The sequence below is a fragment of the Nocardioides sp. YIM 152588 genome, assembly GCF_040191335.1.
Classification (GTDB): Bacteria; Actinomycetota; Actinomycetes; order Propionibacteriales; family Nocardioidaceae; genus Nocardioides.
Genome location: NZ_JBEGDJ010000075.1, coordinates 1 through 15,767 on the forward strand (window position 1 = coordinate 1; position 15,767 = coordinate 15,767).

Consider the following 15,767-nt stretch of genomic DNA (forward strand, 5'->3'; position numbering starts at 1 on the left):
GCGCATGAAGTGCCTGTCAGGTGTGACGCGTGGTCAGCCTGAGGCACACGACCCGCAGCGACAGGTAGAGGTTCGAGGAGTGGAAGAGGCGCATCGGCTGGATGACGCGAGCGCGGCGACCACGGCGGCGCCGCGTCCCGGGCGGGCGCCGCGGCGGCGAGCAGCTCCTCGGCGAGCTCCCGGAACCGCGACTCGGCGGCGGCCACGTCGAGGCCCGGGAACGTGCGGTCGCGGTAGACCCATCGGCCCGCGACCATCACGTCGGTGACGTCGGCGGCGCGGGCGGCGGTGAGCGCCTGGTTGGCCAGGTCGGTGGCGGGCAGGAAGGCGCGCGAGCCGAGGTCGAGCAGCGCGAGGTCCGCCGCCCAGCCGGGCTCGATCCGGCCCACCCGGTCCCACCCGCAGGCGGCCGCGCCGCCCTCGGTCGCGGCGGTCAGCACCTCCTCGACCGTCAGCCACTCCGCGGCCGGCCGCGTGGACGCGCGCGCCAGCAGCGCCGTCAGCCGGGCGGCGTCGAGCACGTCGAGGGCGTCGGCGGAGTTCGCGCCGTCGGTCCCCACCGCGAGCCGTACGCCGGCGGCGAGCGTCGCGCGCGCGTCGGCGATCCCCGAGCCGAGCCGCAGGTTGCTGCCCGGCACGGTGACCGCGACCGCACCGGCCGCCGCCAGCAGGTCCCGGTCAGCGTCGGAGAGCCAGATCGCGTGCGCGACGGTGAGCCGGTCGTCGAGGACGCCGAGCCGGTCCAGCTCGGCGGTGATCGAGCGGCCGAACCGCTCGGCACCGGCCAGAGCCTGCGGCTTGGACTCGGCGAGGTGGGTGTGCACCCGCAGGCCGCGCTCGGCGGCCACCGTGTGCAGCCCGGCCACCAGCTCCGGCGTGCAGTGGGCGAGGATCGTGGGCGCGACCGCGGGGGTGACCAGCCCGCCGAGCGGGGCCTCGTCGAGCAGGGCGTCGGCGAACGCCGCGCACCGCGCGACGACCTCGGCGGCCGGCGACCCTGCCGGGGGCACCCCGCAGCACTCCCCGATCGCCGGCACCGCCTCGTGCACCGACCGGTCGGCGACCATCGGCGCGAGCACCGTCCGCAGGCCGGCGCGGGCGTAGCCGCGGGCGGCGGCGAGCAGGCCGTCCACGTCCGGCCCGCCGGCCTGCGCCATCAGGTCGAACGCCCCGGTCGCGCCGGAGGCGATCATCTCGGTCGCGGCGAGCAGCGCCGACAGCTCGGCCAGCTCCGCGCCGCGGGCGGCCGACATCCAGCCGCCGTTGAGCAGCGAGTCCTCCAGGGTCCAGTCCCGCGCGGCGCCGCGCGCGACCAGCGTGTGCGAGTGGGTGTGGGCGTTGACCAGGCCGGGGAGCAGGAGCCGCCCGCTCACGTCGACCCGCTCGCCGTGGCCCCCACCGTCGAGCGACCCCGGGGCGCCGACCGCGGCGATCGCGCCGCCGTCGACCAGCACGTCCGCGGCGACCGGCACCCAGCCGGGCCCGGTGACCACGACACCGCCCGTCAGCAGCACGCTCATGCCGGGTGGACCTCGGCCCAGTGCCGGGCGATCGCCGATCGGGTCGTCACCCACACGTCCGGGTGCGCGACCACGTGGTCCAGGAACCGGGCGAGACCCGCCGCCCGCGCCGGGTGGCCGGTGAGCCGGGGGTGCACCGAGACGACCATCATCCCGGCCCGCCCCGCCGTGCCCTCGGCGTACAGGACGTCGAAGGCGTCGCGCAGGTAGGTGAAGGCGTCGGCGGAGGTGGACCACCAGCCCTTGGCGTACTTGTTGTCGTTGTTGGAGAAGGTGTGCGGCACGACCAGGTGCGGGCGCGCGGCACCACCCTCGGCCCCGCCGACCCGCGTCCAGTAGGGCAGCTCGTCGTCGTAGGCGTTCGAGTCGTAGAGGAACCCGCCGTGCTCGACCAGCAGCCGGCGGGTGTTCAGCGACGGGCCGTAGCGGCAGTACCAGCCCTCCGGCGCCGAGCCCCAGGTGCCGCGGAACGACTCCACCGCGCGGGCGATCTGCGCACGCTCCTCGTCCTCGGAGAGCAGGTAGTGCTTGGTGAACCCGTGGCCGTGGCCCATCAGGTCCCAGCCCGCGTCGCGCGCGGCCGCGGCGATCGCCGGGTTGCGCTCCAGCGCCAGGGCGCAGGCCGACGCGGTGGCGACCAGGCCCCGCTCGGCGAGCAGCCGGTGCACGCGCCAGAAGCCGACCCGGCTCCCGTAGGCCATCATCGACTCCGCGGCGAGGTCGCGCCCGGGCACGTCGGCCCCGGCGTCGCCGGCGTCGGTCAGCGGCGACTCGCTGCGCGGGGCGCCGTCGCCGACGGCGTACTCGGCCCCCTCCTCGACGTTGACCGCGATGGTCAGGGCGAGCCGGGCGCCGCCGGGCCACCGCGGGTCCGGCCGGTCGGCGCCGTAGCCGACCAGGTCGCGGGGGTGCTCGTCACCCATCGGACTGCTCCCCCGGCCTGCCCAGGTCGACCAGCTCGGGGACGTCGTAGGCCTGGTAAGAGGCGAAGAAGCCGGCCCGGTCCTCCAGGAAGAGCGACCGGGAGAGCGCGTCGGCCAGCCGCCGGCCGCCGGCGCCGAGGCCGGAGTTCATGTTGCCGTTGAGCCCCATCGAGAGGCGGGCGCCGTAGGTGAAGTCGTGGACCCGCTCGATCCACGGCGCCTCGCCGGGCGTGCGCTGGGTGAAGGCGAAGTCGCGGTCCAGGTAGGGGTACGTCGACAGCCCGGCGTCCTCCCAGCCGGCCGGCGCGGTGAACCGGTCGGCCCAGGTGGCGACGTGCGGCGCGAGGTCGGCCAGCTCGGGGCGGACCGCGAGGTCCACGCTGGGGCCGGTGCCGCTGATCACCGCGTCGAAGCGGAACTCCCCGGCGCCGGTGGCCACGACGATCTCGCCCGCGCCGTCGCCGGTGTCGTCGAGGCGCACCGACTTCCAGTCCGCCGACGTGTGGTGGGCGAAGGTGTCGTGGCGGGTGCACCGGTACCAGGTCTGCTGCGGCGGCGGCTGGTTGGTGCGCTGGAACTGCACGGTGAAGCGCCACTTGTCGGGGTCGGGCAGCTCGGGGAAGTGCGCGCCGAACGCGTAGAACTCCATCCACCGGAACGGGTTGACCCGGGGCACCTCCGCGCGGCGGTAGAAGAGGTCCACGCTGGTCGCGCCGTGCTCGAGCGCCGAGCCGGCGTAGTCGAACGCGGAGGCTCCCCCGCCGAGCACGCCGACCCGCTGCCCGGCGAACCGGGAGAAGTCGACCGGCGCCCCGGTGTGCACGTAGCGGTCGGCCGGCAGGGCGTCGCGGATCATCGCGGGCACCGTCCACTCGCCGTTGCCGGCCAGCCCGGTGGCGAGCACGACCCGCCGGGCGAAGCGGGTCCCCTCGGTGGTCTCCACCCGGAGCACGTCGGCGGCCCCGGTGATCGCCGTGACCGCGACGCCGTTGCGCATCCGCGGCCCGGTGACCGTCCGGAACCAGCGCAGGTAGTCCTGCCAGTGCTCCTTGGGGATGAACGTCATCGCGTCCCAGGCCTCGTCGCCGTGCGCGGCGCGGTACCAGGCCTCCGCGGTCAGCGACGGCAGCCCCTGGTCGGGCCCCGTGTTGGTCTTGGGGGTGCGCAGCGTGTGCATCGCGGCGTACGTCGTCCAGGGGCCCTCGCCGCCCTCGGGGGCCGCGTCGAGGACCAGCGTGTTGGTGATCGCGCGGCGCTTGAGGGCGAAGGCGAGGGTGAGGCCGGCCTGCCCGCCGCCGATGATCAGCACGTCGAGCACCGGCTCGCCGGCGTGGGTGCGCGGCGTGAGCCACTCCGGGCGCGGGTAGGCGGTGACCTCCAGGTCGCGGCGGACCTGCTCCTCGAGGCGGGTCAGCGCGGTGGGCGGCTCGGTCATGCGGTCTCCTCCGTTCGGTCGGCGAGGCGGTCGGCCAGCACTCGCGCCGCGGCGAGCAGCTCCTCGTCTCGGCCCTCGAAGCCCAGCAGCTGGACGCCCTGCGGCAGGCCGCCGACGGTCAGCCACGGCGCCGAGAGAGCCGGGACGCCCAGCAGCGAGGCGGTGGCCGGCATCCGGCGGCAGCCGGTGCTGGCATGGCCCGGCGGCGCGGGGTTGGTGGTGGACAGGGTGAGCAGGACGTCGTGCTCCTCGGCGAGCGCGGCCCAGGCGGCGCGCAGCTCCTCGCGGCGCGCCAGCGCAGCGGCCAGGCCGGCACCGCCGAGGGCGGCCGCGTGGTCGACCATCTCGCGCAGCCGCGGGTCGGGCTCCCCGGCCGCGACGTGGGCCGCGAGCACCGGGGCGCTCTCCCCGGCGAAGATGTCGAAGCAGGCCCGCCCGCTGCCGGCGACCGCCGCGTCGAACGCGGCCAGCGCCGGCGTCCCGGACGCGACCGTGATCCCGTCCCCCGGCAGCGCGTCGACGAGGTCGGCGAGCGCGCCGAGCGTCTCCGCCCGGGGCAGGCCGCCGTCGTCGAGGCGCAGCAGACCCACCCGCAGCCCGACGCCGGGCGCGCCCCGAGCCCCGGTTCGGCGCGCCGCGAGCCCCGGTTCGGCAAGCACCTCGACGACGCGGGTCAGGTCCTCCAGCGAGCCGGCGATCAGGCCGAGGTCGTCGAGGGTGTCGGCGAGCAGGTGCATGCCGTCGCGGGGCAGCCGCAGGTGGGAGGGCTTGAACCCCCACGCGCCGCAGTACGACGCCGGGCGGATCGTCGAGGCCTGTGACTGGCTGGCCAGCGCGACCGGCACGAGGCCGGCGCCGACCGCGGCGGCGGAGCCGGCCGAGGAGCCGCCGGGCGTGTGGCCCGGCGCGTGCGGGTTGTCGGTGACCGTGGTGGTGCCGCAGGCGAACGGTGTCGTCGTGGTGGTGCCGACCACCACCGCGCCGGCCGCCCGCAGCCGGGCCACCGCCTCGGCGTCCCGGCTGGCGACCCGGTCGGCGAAGAGCGACGAGCCGTAGGTGACCGGCAGCCCGGCCACGTCGATGATCTCCTTCACCGCGATCGGCAGGCCGCTCAGCGGCCCCGCGGCGGGCGGCTCCGGGTCCGCCACCACGTGCACGAACGCCTGGAGCTCGGGGTCGCGCTCGGCGATCGCCGCCAGGGAGCGGGCGACGGCGGAGCCGGTGCCGGCGGCGACCCTCGTCGCGGCGGGGGTGGTCACGGGGCGGGCACCTGCCCGACGTACCAATCGTGGATCTGGGAGGACGTCACGAACGACGCGCTCTCCTGGACCTGCACCGCGGCGACGATCCGCTCGATCTCGGCGATCCGGTGCGGCACGCCCATGACGTGCGGGTGCAGCCCGATCGGCATCACCACCGGGTTGCCCTTCCCAGCGGCGCCGGCCTCGGCGGTGTGCCGGGCGAGGGTGCGCACCGTGCGGTCGGCCAGCGCACCGTCGGGCTGCAGCCCGACCTGGTAGGTGGTCACGTCGTTGAGGGTGAGCGTGTAGGGCAGCCCGAGGATCGGGCCGGACGGCGTCGTCAGCCAGACCGGGCGGTCGTCGATCATCCAGTCGTGGTTGAACTCCAGGCCCGCCTCGACCATCAGCCGCAGGGAGTCGTCCGTCTGGTTCATGCCGGGGCTGAGCCAGCCGCGGGGGGCCGCGAAGCGCTTCCCGATCCGGGCGAGCGCCTCCTCGATGACCGGCCGCTCCTCCTCGTAGGTCTGGATCGACTGCTGGCGGACGCCGTGCGCGACCACCTCCCAGCCGCGCTCCTCGATCAGGTCGGCGACGGCCGGGTAGTGGTCGATCACGTCGGCGTTGAGCGCCACGGTGACGGCGCTGCCGAGCGGCGCCAGCGCGTCGGCGAGCCGGGGCAGCCCGGCCCGCAGGCCGTAGAGGACCCACGAGTGGTTCGCGACGTCCGGGACCACGGTGAGTCCGCCCGGCGCGGGCAGCGCGGCCCGCGGCATCGGGCGGTCGAGCGTCCAGTGCTCCAGGTTGATCACGACGCTGACCAGCACCGACGCGCCGTCCAGCGGTTCCAGCCGGGGGGCCTCGGTGGACAGGGCGAACGGGGCGGGCGCGACGCGCTCGGTCATGGGGTCTCCTCCGGGTGGGCGGCGCCGATCCGGTCGGCGATCGCCAGCAGCAGCTCGTCGTCGCCGGGCAGGCCGAGCAGCGAGGTGCCGATCGGCGCGGGGGTGCCGGCCACCGGGTGCGTGACGGTGCCGGTCGGCAGGGTGAGCTGGGGCGAGCCGGTCAGCGAGGCCGGCACGACGAAGGCGAGGTTGGCGTCGCGCCACGCCATCAGGTCGGCGTGCGGGAGGGTGCGCGGCGGCGCGGCGTCCATCGCCGTGGGCAGCAAGGCGACCGCGCCGGTCCACGAGCCGTCCAGCAGCGCCGCCAGCCGTTCCCGCAGCGCGGCGCGGAGCGCCTCGGCGGCCGCGACCTCCTCGTCGGTCACCTCGGCGGCGGCCAGGATCCGGGCCTCGATCCCCTCCCCGAGCACCGGGTGCTCGCCCGTCACCCAGGCGCCGTTGGACTGCCACAGCTGGCGGCTCATCAGCGGCCAGAAGACGGTGACCAGGTCGGCCGGCAGGGGCTCCTCGACCAGCGGTTCCTCGACCACGTCCAGGCCGAGCGCGTCCGCCCACGCGGCGGCCGTCGCGCGCGTGTGCGCGGCGACGTCCGGCGTGGCCCGGTCGACCAGGTCCGTGAGGAGCACCAGCCGGTCGAGCGGTCGGCGCGGACGGACCTCGCGGCGCTCGCCCGGGGGTGCAAGCGCCGCGAAGGCGGTGGCGACCGGCCCGACGGCGCGGGCCAGCAGTCCGACCGTGTCGAACCCCGGCGCCATCGGGCGGATGCCGGCGGTGTCGATCCGCCCGTGGGTGGGCCGCAGGCCGACCAGCCCGCAGAACGAGCCCGGCCCCCGGATCGAGCCACCCGTGTCGGTGCCCAGCCCGAGGTCGGCCAGGCCGGCGGCGACCGCCGCGGCCGAGCCGCTGGAGGAGCCGCCCGGCACCCGGTCGGGGGCGGCCGGGTTGGGCGGCGTGCCGAAGTGGGAGTTCACGCCGAACATGCCCATCGCCAGCTCGTCGGTGGCGGTCTTGCCGACGACCGTGGCGCCGGCCGCCAGCAGCCGGGTGACGGCAGCGGCGGTCGCGGTGGCCGGCGCGCCGGCGGCCAGCGACGGGTTGCCGGCGGCGGTGACGTGCCCGGCGACGTCGTACAGGTCCTTGACGACCACGCGCAGGCCGTCGAGCGTGCCGTGCCCGGTGGGCTCGAGGACGACCTCGCCGTCGGGGGCCCAGACGGTGTCGAGCGTGGGGACGGTCTCAGGCATCGTAGGAGCCCAGGAACTCGTCGACGAGCCCCTCCACCTCCGCGAACGGGTAGTGCCGGTGGGCGTAGTTGCGCACGACGGCGACGTTGCCGGAGTAGAACCGCTCGTACTGCACGTGCCGGCCGGCGAACTCCGAGCCGACCACGTCCCAGGCGAGCTTGAAGAGCTTCACCCGCTCCTCCACCGGCAGCTGGTCGGAGCCCATCACCACGTCCATCGCCGCTGCCTCGTCGGGGTTGCGCAGGTCCGCGGCCGCGGCGGGCACCTGGATGACGCCGCCGCCGACCAGCTCGCCGAGCAGCTTCACTGCCCGCGGGTAGACGTCCGTCTGCTGGCCCATCGCGGCGTAGAGGTACTTGCCCTCGGGGCGCCACACGCCGTTGGCGTCCGGCTTCGCGCACCGGTGCGCCATCTCCGCGAGCGCCTCCGTCACGGTCTGGATGGTGGAGATCTCGGCGAGCTGGCCGCGCAGCGCCATGTCCTTGTCCCGGCCGTTGGCCACGAGCACCTTGGCCGCGATGCCGGTCAGGAAGCGCAGCTTCGCGGCGAGCCGGATGATCGACTGCAGGTTCCCGATCTGGTGCGCGGCGGTGCCGAAGAACTGACGGTTGACGACCTCGGTCGACCCGGCGGCGAAGACGGTCTCCCACGGCACCAGCACGCGGTCGAGGACCACCATCGCGTCGGTCTCGTCGTACCGGTTGGCCAGCGGGTAGTCGAAGGCGTCGCCGGCGGTGGCGTAGGGCCGGCGGCACAGCAGGGAGAGGCCGGGGGCGTTGATCGGCACGACCACGCTCAGCGCCCGCGCGGTCTCGGCCGGGGCGAGCGGACGCACGGAGGTCAGGAAGATCGCGTCGGCCACCGCCGCGCCGGTACCGAGCATCTGGGCGCCGTCGATGACGATGCCGTCCTCGCGCTCCTCCACGATCTCCAGCGGCCGCACCCGCGAGGTGGGGTCGGCCGGGTTCATCTGCGGGGGCACGATCGAGTTGGCCAGCCACAGGCCCTCGGCGGAGGCCTTCTCGTGGTAGGCGACCACGTTGGCCCCGAGCGCCCGGTCCTCGGTGTCGAAGACCTCCGGCGCCGAGGCGAAGCCGGCCAGCAGGCCCGCGACGTGGTCGGGGCCGCGGCCGATGAAGCCGTGGCTGCGCCGCGACCACTCCTCCAGCGCGACCTTGCGGAGCTCGTGCTGGGCCTCGGTGTAGGGGGTGGTCCAGATCGCCAGCCGGCCGGTGTCGGGGTCGACCAGCGGGCTGCCGGGCTCGCAGGAGGCGTCGTAGATCGACGCCATCGTCGCCACCACCCCGGCGAACGCGGGGTGCTCGGCGACGTTCTTGACGGCCTCGCCGTCGACGTAGACGACGCGACCGTCGTCGAGGGCCGAGCGGTAGTCGGCACCGGTGCGCAGCATCAGAACAGCTCCTCCAGGGTGGGGCGTCGCGCGATCAGCCCGTCGGCGACGCAGTAGTCGATGGCCGTCTCGAGCATCGGGCGGTTGGCCTCGACGCCCGCGGCCCAGTAGTCCGCGCCGAGCAGGCGCTCGGTCTCCAGCAGCTCCTCGAGCTGCCAGGGCAGCACCGAGTCGAGGGCGGCCGAGTCGAACAGGTCCGCCCGGGCCTGCTCCTGCGCCGCCACGAAGGCGTCGAAGAGCGCCTGCGGCAGCTCCGGGTGCGCCTCCGCCAGCGGCCGCTTGACCGCGAGCACGTGCATCGCCGGGAAGATCCCGGTGTCGCGGAAGTAGGCCAGCTCGGCCTCGCGCGGGCGGTCGAACAGGCGCCGTACGCCGCCGTCGGGCCAGGTCGACGGCGCCCGCGCCGTGACGAGCGCGTCGATGGCGCCCTCCGCCAGCGCCTGCGCCAGCGACGTCTCCCGCTCGAAGTCGAAGGAGAAGCCCTCGGGGTAGAGCTGCGGGTGCTCGTCGCCGGCGTACGGCGACTCCAGCCCGCCGATGACGTAGGTCGGCGAGTGCCGGTCGACGCCGAAGCGGTCGTGCAGGATGCCGCGCAGCCAGACCCCGGCCGCCATGTCGAAGACGGAGATGCCGATCCGCTTGCCGGCCAGGTCGCCCGGGTCGACGACGTCGGACTTGTCGCTGACGAAGATGCAGGAGAACCGGAAGTGCCGGGACGGGAAGACCGGCACCGCCAGGTAGGGCCGCTCGGGCCGCTCCAGGCTGCGCAGGTAGGTAGCGAGCGGGAACTCGCAGACGTCGAAGGTGTGGTGGACCATCTGGTGGTTGAACAGCTCCTGCACCGCCATCAGGGTGACCTCGGACTCGACGCCCGGGATGGTCACCCGCCCGTCGGCCAGCGGGCGGGTGCGGGCCGAGTCCGACAGGCCGAGCGTGAGTCTCACTGCATCCCTCGTTTCTGCGACGTGCTGGTGGTGCTGGTCTGGCTGGTCGTGCCGGCCTCGCTCATCCGGCCTCGAGCCGGGCGCTGATCACGCTCTCCACCCGCGAGCGGAGCGCGGTGGTGAAGCGCCCGTCGAGCTCCCACTCGATGGGGATGATCTGGCCGACCCGGTCCTCGATGCCGGCCGGCAGCGTGGCGGCGTTGTTCACGACCAGCACCGGCGCGCCGTCGAGGCGGGCCGGGTCGTCGGGGCTGTCGGGGCCGACCTCGACGCCCTCGATCGGGCCGGCGTAGTACTGGCCGACCGTGGCGATCATCCACTGCACCCCGCGCCGGCTCGGCGCGACCACGACGATCCGCTCCTCGAGCCGGACGCCGATCAGCCGGCGCAGCGCCGACGGCGAGGCGACCAGGTTGAGCTCGACCACCTGGTCCAGCTCGCGGACCAGGTCGGCGATGTCGTTGAGGTGGAAGATCGGGCAGGCGACGGCGTCGAACTCCTCGTCCAGGACCCGGCCGGCCGCGTCGGCCAGCAGCACCGGCTGCACCTCGACGCCGCTGGCGCGCTGGACGAGCTCCTGGACGTGGCGCAGGTCGCGCTCGTTGCACTCCACGACCGCGATCCGCCGCATCGAGCCGACCCGGTCCAGGGCGTGCTCGACCAGGGTGGTGACCTCGGCGGCGGTGAAGCCGAGCCGGCGGGCGCGGACCAGCACCTCGTCGAGCTCGCGGGCGACCACGTCGCGGCCGTCCACGGTGCCGGCGTCGTCGGTCTGCTCGACGAACGTCCCGCGCCGCGGCACGGTGCGCACCCGCCCGCTGGCGGCCAGCCTGCCGATGGCGCGGTCGACGGTCGAGGAGTTGGAGCCGAGCTCGGCGGCCAGCGCGCGGCAGGACGGGAGCTTGGAGCCGACCGGGTAGAAGCCGGTCAGCACGCGGTCGAGGAGCCGGCGGTAGACCTCGTCGAGACCGGGGGCGACGTCCACCTGCTACCTCCGCACCAGGGACGAGAGCCGGCCGATGCCGGCGGCGGTGACCAGGCCGGCCGCGTGCTCGCGCGAGCGGGCCGCGACCTCGCGCGGGTCGACCAGGGTGACCTCGCCGTCGGCCAGCGACAGCTCGCCGTCGACCCAGACCTCCTTGACCTCGCGGCTGCCCGCCACGAAGACCAGGGCCTGGTAGGGCTCGTGCACGTTCGCCAGCGTCGGGCCCTCGCCGTCGAAGACGACGACGTCGGCCTTCTTCCCGACCTCGAGGCTGCCGATCTCGGCCTCCATCCGGAGCGCCCGGGCGCCGCCGATGGTGGCCATGTCGTAGGCCTCCTTGGCGCTCATCGCGGTGGCCTGCAGGTCGCGGACCCGGGCCAGCAGCGGCGCGGTCTTCATCGCCTGGAGGAAGTCCTGGCTGTCGTTGGAGGCGGCGCCGTCCACGCCGATCCCGACGTCGATGCCCGCCGCGTGCATCTCGGCGACCGGCGCGATGCCGGAGGCGAGGATGCCGTTGGCGACCGGGTTGTGCGCGACGCCGACGCCGTGCTCGGCCATCAGTGCCCGGTCGTCGCGGTCCAGCCAGACGCAGTGCGCGGCCAGCACCGGCGCCTCGAACAGCCCCATCTCCGCGCACTGGCCGACCACGGTGCGGCCGAACCGCTGGTAGGTCGCGGTGACCTCCTCGCGGATCTCCTGGACGTGGATGTGGACGCCGTGGCCGCGGTCGACCGCGAACCGGACGCTCTCCTCGAGCATCGCGTCGGACTGCGCGCCGATGGCGGCGATGCCGAGCCGGAAGGTCTGCAGCCGCGAGGCCAGGGTCGCCTCGAGCAGCGCCTCGTGCTCGGCGAGCTCGGCCGCGATCGTGGTGTTCTCGTGGTGGTCGCCGGACCCGAACGAGATCACGCCGCGCAGCCCGACCTCGTCCAGCGCCCGCACCACCCCCGGGGTGACCGGGTCGGGGTGCGGGTGGCAGACGAACATGTCGTTGGCGGTGGTGACGCCGCTGCGCAGCATCTGCACCGCCGACAGCAGGGTCCCCCAGTAGGCGCGCTCCGCGTCGAAGTAGGGGCGGACCGGCTCGATCAGGTCCTTGATCCACTCCCACAGCGTCAGGTCGGAGCCGATCCCGGTGATCAGGCCCTCGGAGAAGTGGCCGTGGGTGTTGACGAAGCCCGGACCGACCAGGTCGTACGCCGACCCGTGCACCTCCGCGTCCGGGTAGCGCGCCGAGAGGTCGGCCCAGGGGCCGACCGCGACGATCGCGTCGCCCTCGATAGCGACGGCGCCGTCCTCGATGGGGGTCGGCGCCATCACCCACTTGCCGCGCAGCAGGGTGGTCATGCCCGGACCACCCTGGCGGTGCCCGTCAGGTAGTCGAACGCGTCGGGCTGCGGGGCCACCAGGTCGCCGTACATCTCGGGGCGGCGGGCGCGGAGCAGCCCGGGGATGGAGTCGAACGGCTTGGGCTCGGCGATCGAGTCGTCGTGCCCGCGCAGCCAGCGCACCCGGTCGAGGTCGAGGGTGGCGACCACGAGCTCCTCGCGGCCGGCGAAGGCGAGGGGGTGCTCGGGGCCGGTGATCATCGCGGCGCCCTGCTCCTCGCCCCACAGGTTGTTGGTGAGGCCGACGTAGCAGAGGTTCTCGATGGCGCGGGCCTGATTGATGATCTGCCAGTTGCGGGTCAGGCTGGTGAAGCCGCCGCCGGCCGGCGACAGGATGATCTCGGCGCCGCGCAGGGCGACGATCCGCGGCACCTCGGGCGTCCACATCTCGCTGCAGACGACGATGCCCATCGGGATGCCGTCGAGGACGAAGTTGCCGAACTCCGGCCCGGGGCTGGTGAGCTGCCCGTGGGTCTCCTCGGCGGGGATGGTCGCGGGGTGGGTGCGCAGGTAGTGCAGGACCTCGGCGCCGTCGCGGCCGATGACGTGCACGGCGAGGTGGTAGCGCCCGTCCTCGGCCCTCTCGTTGGCCGACCAGACCACGTTGACGTCGCCGGCCTTGGCCGCCGCGCTCAGCTGCGGCGCCGCGTCGTAGAAGGCGTCGGCGTCGATCGGGCCGGGGCTGAACTCGGGGAAGCAGACCAGGTCCGCACCCGCGGCGACCGCCCGGTCGACCAGCTCCACGGCGTGGTCCACGTCGGCCGGGCCGCCCGGCCCGCGACCCCCGACACGCCGGGGCTGCGCCATCGCCAGGACGTAGTTCCGCGGCGCCTCGTCGGGGGTGTTCGGGACCGTGCTCATGGCGCCGACACTAGGGACGGAACCGGGGTCCTCCGGAGGCCGTAACTGGCTGTTTACGCCGCCCTGACGATCTTCTCGATTGTGTTACACCGCCCGGGACAGAGGGACAGAAAGACCTCGGACGAGGCCGCTGAACTGGGTCTACGGTGTGCCCCGTGCGTCCCTGGATCCTGCTGCTCGCGCTCGCCGCGCTCTTCTCCGCAGCCTTCACCGCCGTCGACCTGCCGACCCCGGTCCTCTTCGGCGGACTGGCCGGTGCGCTGGTCTACGCGGTGTCGCGTCCGGGGCAGCCGCTGCGCCTCCCCGACCGGTGGTTCACCACCGGCCAGGCGGTGGTCGGCGTCGTCGTCGGCATCGCGGTCGACTGGGCGTCCCTGGCCGACCTGGGCTGGAGCTGGCTGCTGGTCGTGGTGGTCGGCTGCTTCTCGCTGGTCGTCTCGGTGCTGGTCGGCACCCTGCTGATGCGGCACGGCGTCTCCCGGGTCACCGCGACCTTCTCCTCGATCGCCGGCGGCGCGGCCGGCCTGACCGCCGTCGCCGACGAGCTGGGCGCGGACTCGCGGGTGGTCGCGACGCTGCAGTACCTGCGGCTGCTCGTCGTGCTCTCCGTGATGCCGGTGGTCGCCACGCTCGTCTTCGGCGCCCGCGCCGACGAGGACGCCGGGACGGTCTACCTCGACACCGGATCGCTGCCCCTCGACCTCGCCTTCTGCGCGGTCGCCATCGTCGGCGGCCTCTACGTCGGCCGGCTGCTGCGCTTCCCCACCCCGGCCATCCTCGGCCCGCTCGCGGTCGCGGCGCTGCTCACCCTCGTGCCCTGGTTCGACGGCGCGACCGTCCCGTGGCTGGTGCTCACGGTCGGCTACCTGTGCATCGGCATCCAGGTCGGCCTGAAGTTCACCCTCGCCTCGCTGGTCCAGATCGGCCGGATGATCCCGACCGCGCTGGTCACCATCCTGACCACCATCGTCGCCTGCGCCGGGCTCGGCTGGGTGCTGGTCGCCCTCACCGACGTGAGCCCCCTGGACGGCTACCTGGCGACGAACCCCGGCGGCATCTACGCCGTGCTCGGCATGAGTGCCGCGGCCGGCGGCGACGTGACGTTCGTGGCGGCCTCGCAGATCCTGCGGACCGTGATCATCCTGGTCTCGGCGCCGTTCGTGTCGGCGTACCTGCACCGGTTCGAGGACCGTCGGCCGGCGACCGACTAGATCCATCGTCACATCCAGATTGGCCCCGAAATCGCCCGGATCGGGGCCAATCTGGATGTGACGATGCGCTTGAACGCCCGCGTCAGCTGAAGATCATGCAGCTCGACGTGGCGTGGGCGACGAGACGGTCCTGGGCGTCGTACAGCTTGGCCTCGGCCAGGGCGGTACGCCGGCCGCGCTGGATGACGCTGCCGATCGCCCGCAGCCGGCCGGAGTCGACCGTGGCCGGTCGGAGGAACTTCACGGTGAGGTCGAGCGAGGTGTAGCCCTCCCCCACCGCGAGGGTGGAGTGCACGGCGCAGCCGCAGGCGGTGTCGAGCAGCGTGGAGTGGACGCCGCCGTGGACGCTGCCGATCGGGTTGTAGTGGCGGGGCTCGGGGACCAGCTCGACGGCGACGGAGCCGCGGTCGAGGATCTCGAAGTTGACCATGCCGATGGTCCCGGCGATCGGCGCCGGGGGCAGCCGGCCGTCGATGATCGCGGACAGCTGCTCGTAGCCGTCGTGCGCGGTGGGGTCGAAACCCTGGGTCTCCAGAACGGACTCAGCCATGGCCACCATGGAACCAGCGCGATGCTGGGTCTGTCAATCAGATTCAGGGTCTATGCTGGCGGGATGAGCACGCCGTCAGCGCCGACGACCCCGGCCGCACTCAGCTGGTCCGTCGACAACTGCTCCCTCGGCCGGGCGATGGCCATCCTCGGCGAGCGGTGGACGGTCGTCGTGCTGCGCGAGGTCTTCCTCGGCGTGCGCCGCTTCGCCGACATCCAGCGCCACGCCGGCATCCCCCGCCAGGTGCTCACCTCACGGCTGGCCACGCTCGTCGAGCACGGCATCCTGCACCGGGTCCCCTACCAGGACGAGGGCGCCCGGACCCGCCACGAGTACCGGCTCACCGACGTCGGCATGGAGCTGCAGCCGATCCTGCTCGCGATCACCCGCTGGGGCGACGCGCACCTGGCCGACCCGGCCGGCGTGCCGACCGAGTTCATCCACCGCGACTGCGGCGAGCCGGTCCACGTCGAGATCCACTGCGCGGCCGGCCACCACCTGGCCGACCCGCGCGAGGTGACCAGCCGCCCCGGCCCGTCGGCCAAGCCGTACGGCGCGGCGACCGCCACGGACTGACCCGGCGCCCCGGGTCAGTGGGCGTAGGCCCCCAGCGTCTTCCGGGCACCACCCAGGTCGTCGGTCCGCGGGTGGACCACGGTCAGCGTGATCCGGGTCTTCCTCCGGACCGGGAGCTTGCGGGCCTTGATCCGCACCTTCGCCACGAACCGGCAGTCGTCGCGCACCGTCGCGGTCACCAACGCCAGCCGGCGCTTCCCCTTCGCCGCGCGCACCTTCACGGTGCCGGCGCAGGTGGCCGGGTCGGCCACGAACGCGCCCTCGAGCGAGCCCTTCACCCGGAAGACGTACGGCGCCCGGCGGTCGCGACGCGGCGAGCGCTCGACAGGCATCCGGACGCCGGCACGGACCCGCACGGCGGCGCCGACCGGCACGTCGCCGGCATCGGCCGGGGTCTCCTTGCCACCGACGGAGCCGTCCCCGACGGAGCCGGTGTCGCCGTACCCGAGCCGCCCACCGTTCCCGAACCCCCAGCAGCGGACCGCCCCGGCGGCCAGCGTCGCGCAGGTGTGCACGCCGCCGGCGGCGATCGCGACCGCGGCCGCGGCCGCGCCGAGCGGCAGGTCCCCGGCATCC

At 74.5% G+C, this 15,767-nt stretch carries 15 protein-coding genes; 2 read left to right on the forward strand and 13 right to left on the reverse strand.

The features are described 5' to 3' along the window. The 11 genes from ABLM29_RS20915 to ABLM29_RS20965 all read right to left on the reverse strand — a co-directional run. Positions 1-1,520, reverse strand: a 1,520-nt coding sequence (locus tag ABLM29_RS20915; protein WP_349716523.1) for an amidohydrolase family protein, incomplete at its 3' end; no start/stop codon positions are given. Further along, positions 1,517-2,443, reverse strand: coding sequence for a polysaccharide deacetylase family protein (locus ABLM29_RS20920; protein ID WP_349716524.1), 927 nt, complete (start codon positions 2,441-2,443; stop codon positions 1,517-1,519). The genes ABLM29_RS20920 and ABLM29_RS20915, both read right to left, overlap by 4 nt. Then, positions 2,436-3,878: an NAD(P)-binding domain-containing protein gene (locus ABLM29_RS20925; protein WP_349716525.1), complete on the reverse strand. Its 1,443-nt coding sequence runs from the start codon at positions 3,876-3,878 to the stop codon at positions 2,436-2,438. Before ABLM29_RS20925 ends, ABLM29_RS20920 begins: the two co-directional genes overlap by 8 nt. Then, positions 3,875-5,137 (reverse strand): amidase family protein, encoded by a 1,263-nt coding sequence (locus tag ABLM29_RS20930; protein WP_349716526.1) that lies wholly within the window; start codon positions 5,135-5,137, stop codon positions 3,875-3,877. The genes ABLM29_RS20925 and ABLM29_RS20930 overlap by 4 nt, the downstream gene beginning before the upstream one ends. Beyond that, positions 5,134-6,021, reverse strand: coding sequence for a polysaccharide deacetylase family protein (locus ABLM29_RS20935; RefSeq protein ID WP_349716527.1), 888 nt, complete (start codon positions 6,019-6,021; stop codon positions 5,134-5,136). Before ABLM29_RS20935 ends, ABLM29_RS20930 begins: the two co-directional genes overlap by 4 nt. Then, a complete protein-coding gene (locus ABLM29_RS20940; RefSeq protein ID WP_349716528.1) occupies positions 6,018-7,265 on the reverse strand; it encodes an amidase family protein in 1,248 nt (415 codons plus the stop codon). The genes ABLM29_RS20935 and ABLM29_RS20940 overlap by 4 nt, the downstream gene beginning before the upstream one ends. Beyond that, on the reverse strand, positions 7,258-8,676 hold the full coding sequence (locus ABLM29_RS20945) for a 4-hydroxyphenylacetate 3-hydroxylase family protein (RefSeq protein ID WP_349716529.1): 1,419 nt from the start codon (positions 8,674-8,676) through the stop codon (positions 7,258-7,260). The genes ABLM29_RS20940 and ABLM29_RS20945 overlap by 8 nt, the downstream gene beginning before the upstream one ends. After that, complete coding sequence (locus ABLM29_RS20950) at positions 8,676-9,620, reverse strand: substrate-binding domain-containing protein (protein ID WP_349716531.1); 945 nt, start codon at positions 9,618-9,620, stop codon at positions 8,676-8,678. Before ABLM29_RS20950 ends, ABLM29_RS20945 begins: the two co-directional genes overlap by 1 nt. A gap of 61 nt (positions 9,621-9,681) precedes the next feature. Beyond that, the gene (locus tag ABLM29_RS20955) at positions 9,682-10,605 is read right to left on the reverse strand and encodes a GntR family transcriptional regulator (protein WP_349716532.1); all 924 of its coding nucleotides are present in this window, start codon (positions 10,603-10,605) and stop codon (positions 9,682-9,684) included. A 3-nt stretch (positions 10,606-10,608) separates the two neighbouring features. Continuing rightward, positions 10,609-11,952, reverse strand: a complete 1,344-nt coding sequence (locus tag ABLM29_RS20960; RefSeq protein ID WP_349716533.1) for an amidohydrolase family protein — start codon at positions 11,950-11,952, stop codon at positions 10,609-10,611. Next, positions 11,949-12,854 (reverse strand): carbon-nitrogen hydrolase family protein, encoded by a 906-nt coding sequence (locus ABLM29_RS20965; RefSeq protein WP_349716534.1) that lies wholly within the window; start codon positions 12,852-12,854, stop codon positions 11,949-11,951. Before ABLM29_RS20965 ends, ABLM29_RS20960 begins: the two co-directional genes overlap by 4 nt. Before the next feature lie 155 nt (positions 12,855-13,009). Between ABLM29_RS20965 and ABLM29_RS20970 the strand changes: the two genes are divergently transcribed. Further along, positions 13,010-14,065, forward strand: a complete 1,056-nt coding sequence (locus tag ABLM29_RS20970; protein ID WP_349716536.1) for an AbrB family transcriptional regulator — start codon at positions 13,010-13,012, stop codon at positions 14,063-14,065. Positions 14,066-14,147: 82 nt separating this feature from the next. On the opposite strand, the gene ABLM29_RS20975 is transcribed toward ABLM29_RS20970, so the two are convergent. Then, the gene (locus ABLM29_RS20975) at positions 14,148-14,615 is read right to left on the reverse strand and encodes a PaaI family thioesterase (protein ID WP_349716538.1); all 468 of its coding nucleotides are present in this window, start codon (positions 14,613-14,615) and stop codon (positions 14,148-14,150) included. A gap of 63 nt (positions 14,616-14,678) precedes the next feature. Here ABLM29_RS20975 and ABLM29_RS20980 point away from each other — a divergent pair, with 63 nt between their 5' ends. Beyond that, positions 14,679-15,191: a winged helix-turn-helix transcriptional regulator gene (locus tag ABLM29_RS20980; protein ID WP_349716540.1), complete on the forward strand. Its 513-nt coding sequence runs from the start codon at positions 14,679-14,681 to the stop codon at positions 15,189-15,191. Between the two features lie 14 nt (positions 15,192-15,205). Here ABLM29_RS20980 and ABLM29_RS20985 read toward each other — a convergent pair. Next, a partial coding sequence (locus tag ABLM29_RS20985) for a hypothetical protein (RefSeq protein WP_349716542.1) occupies positions 15,206-15,767 on the reverse strand: 562 nt, incomplete at its 5' end.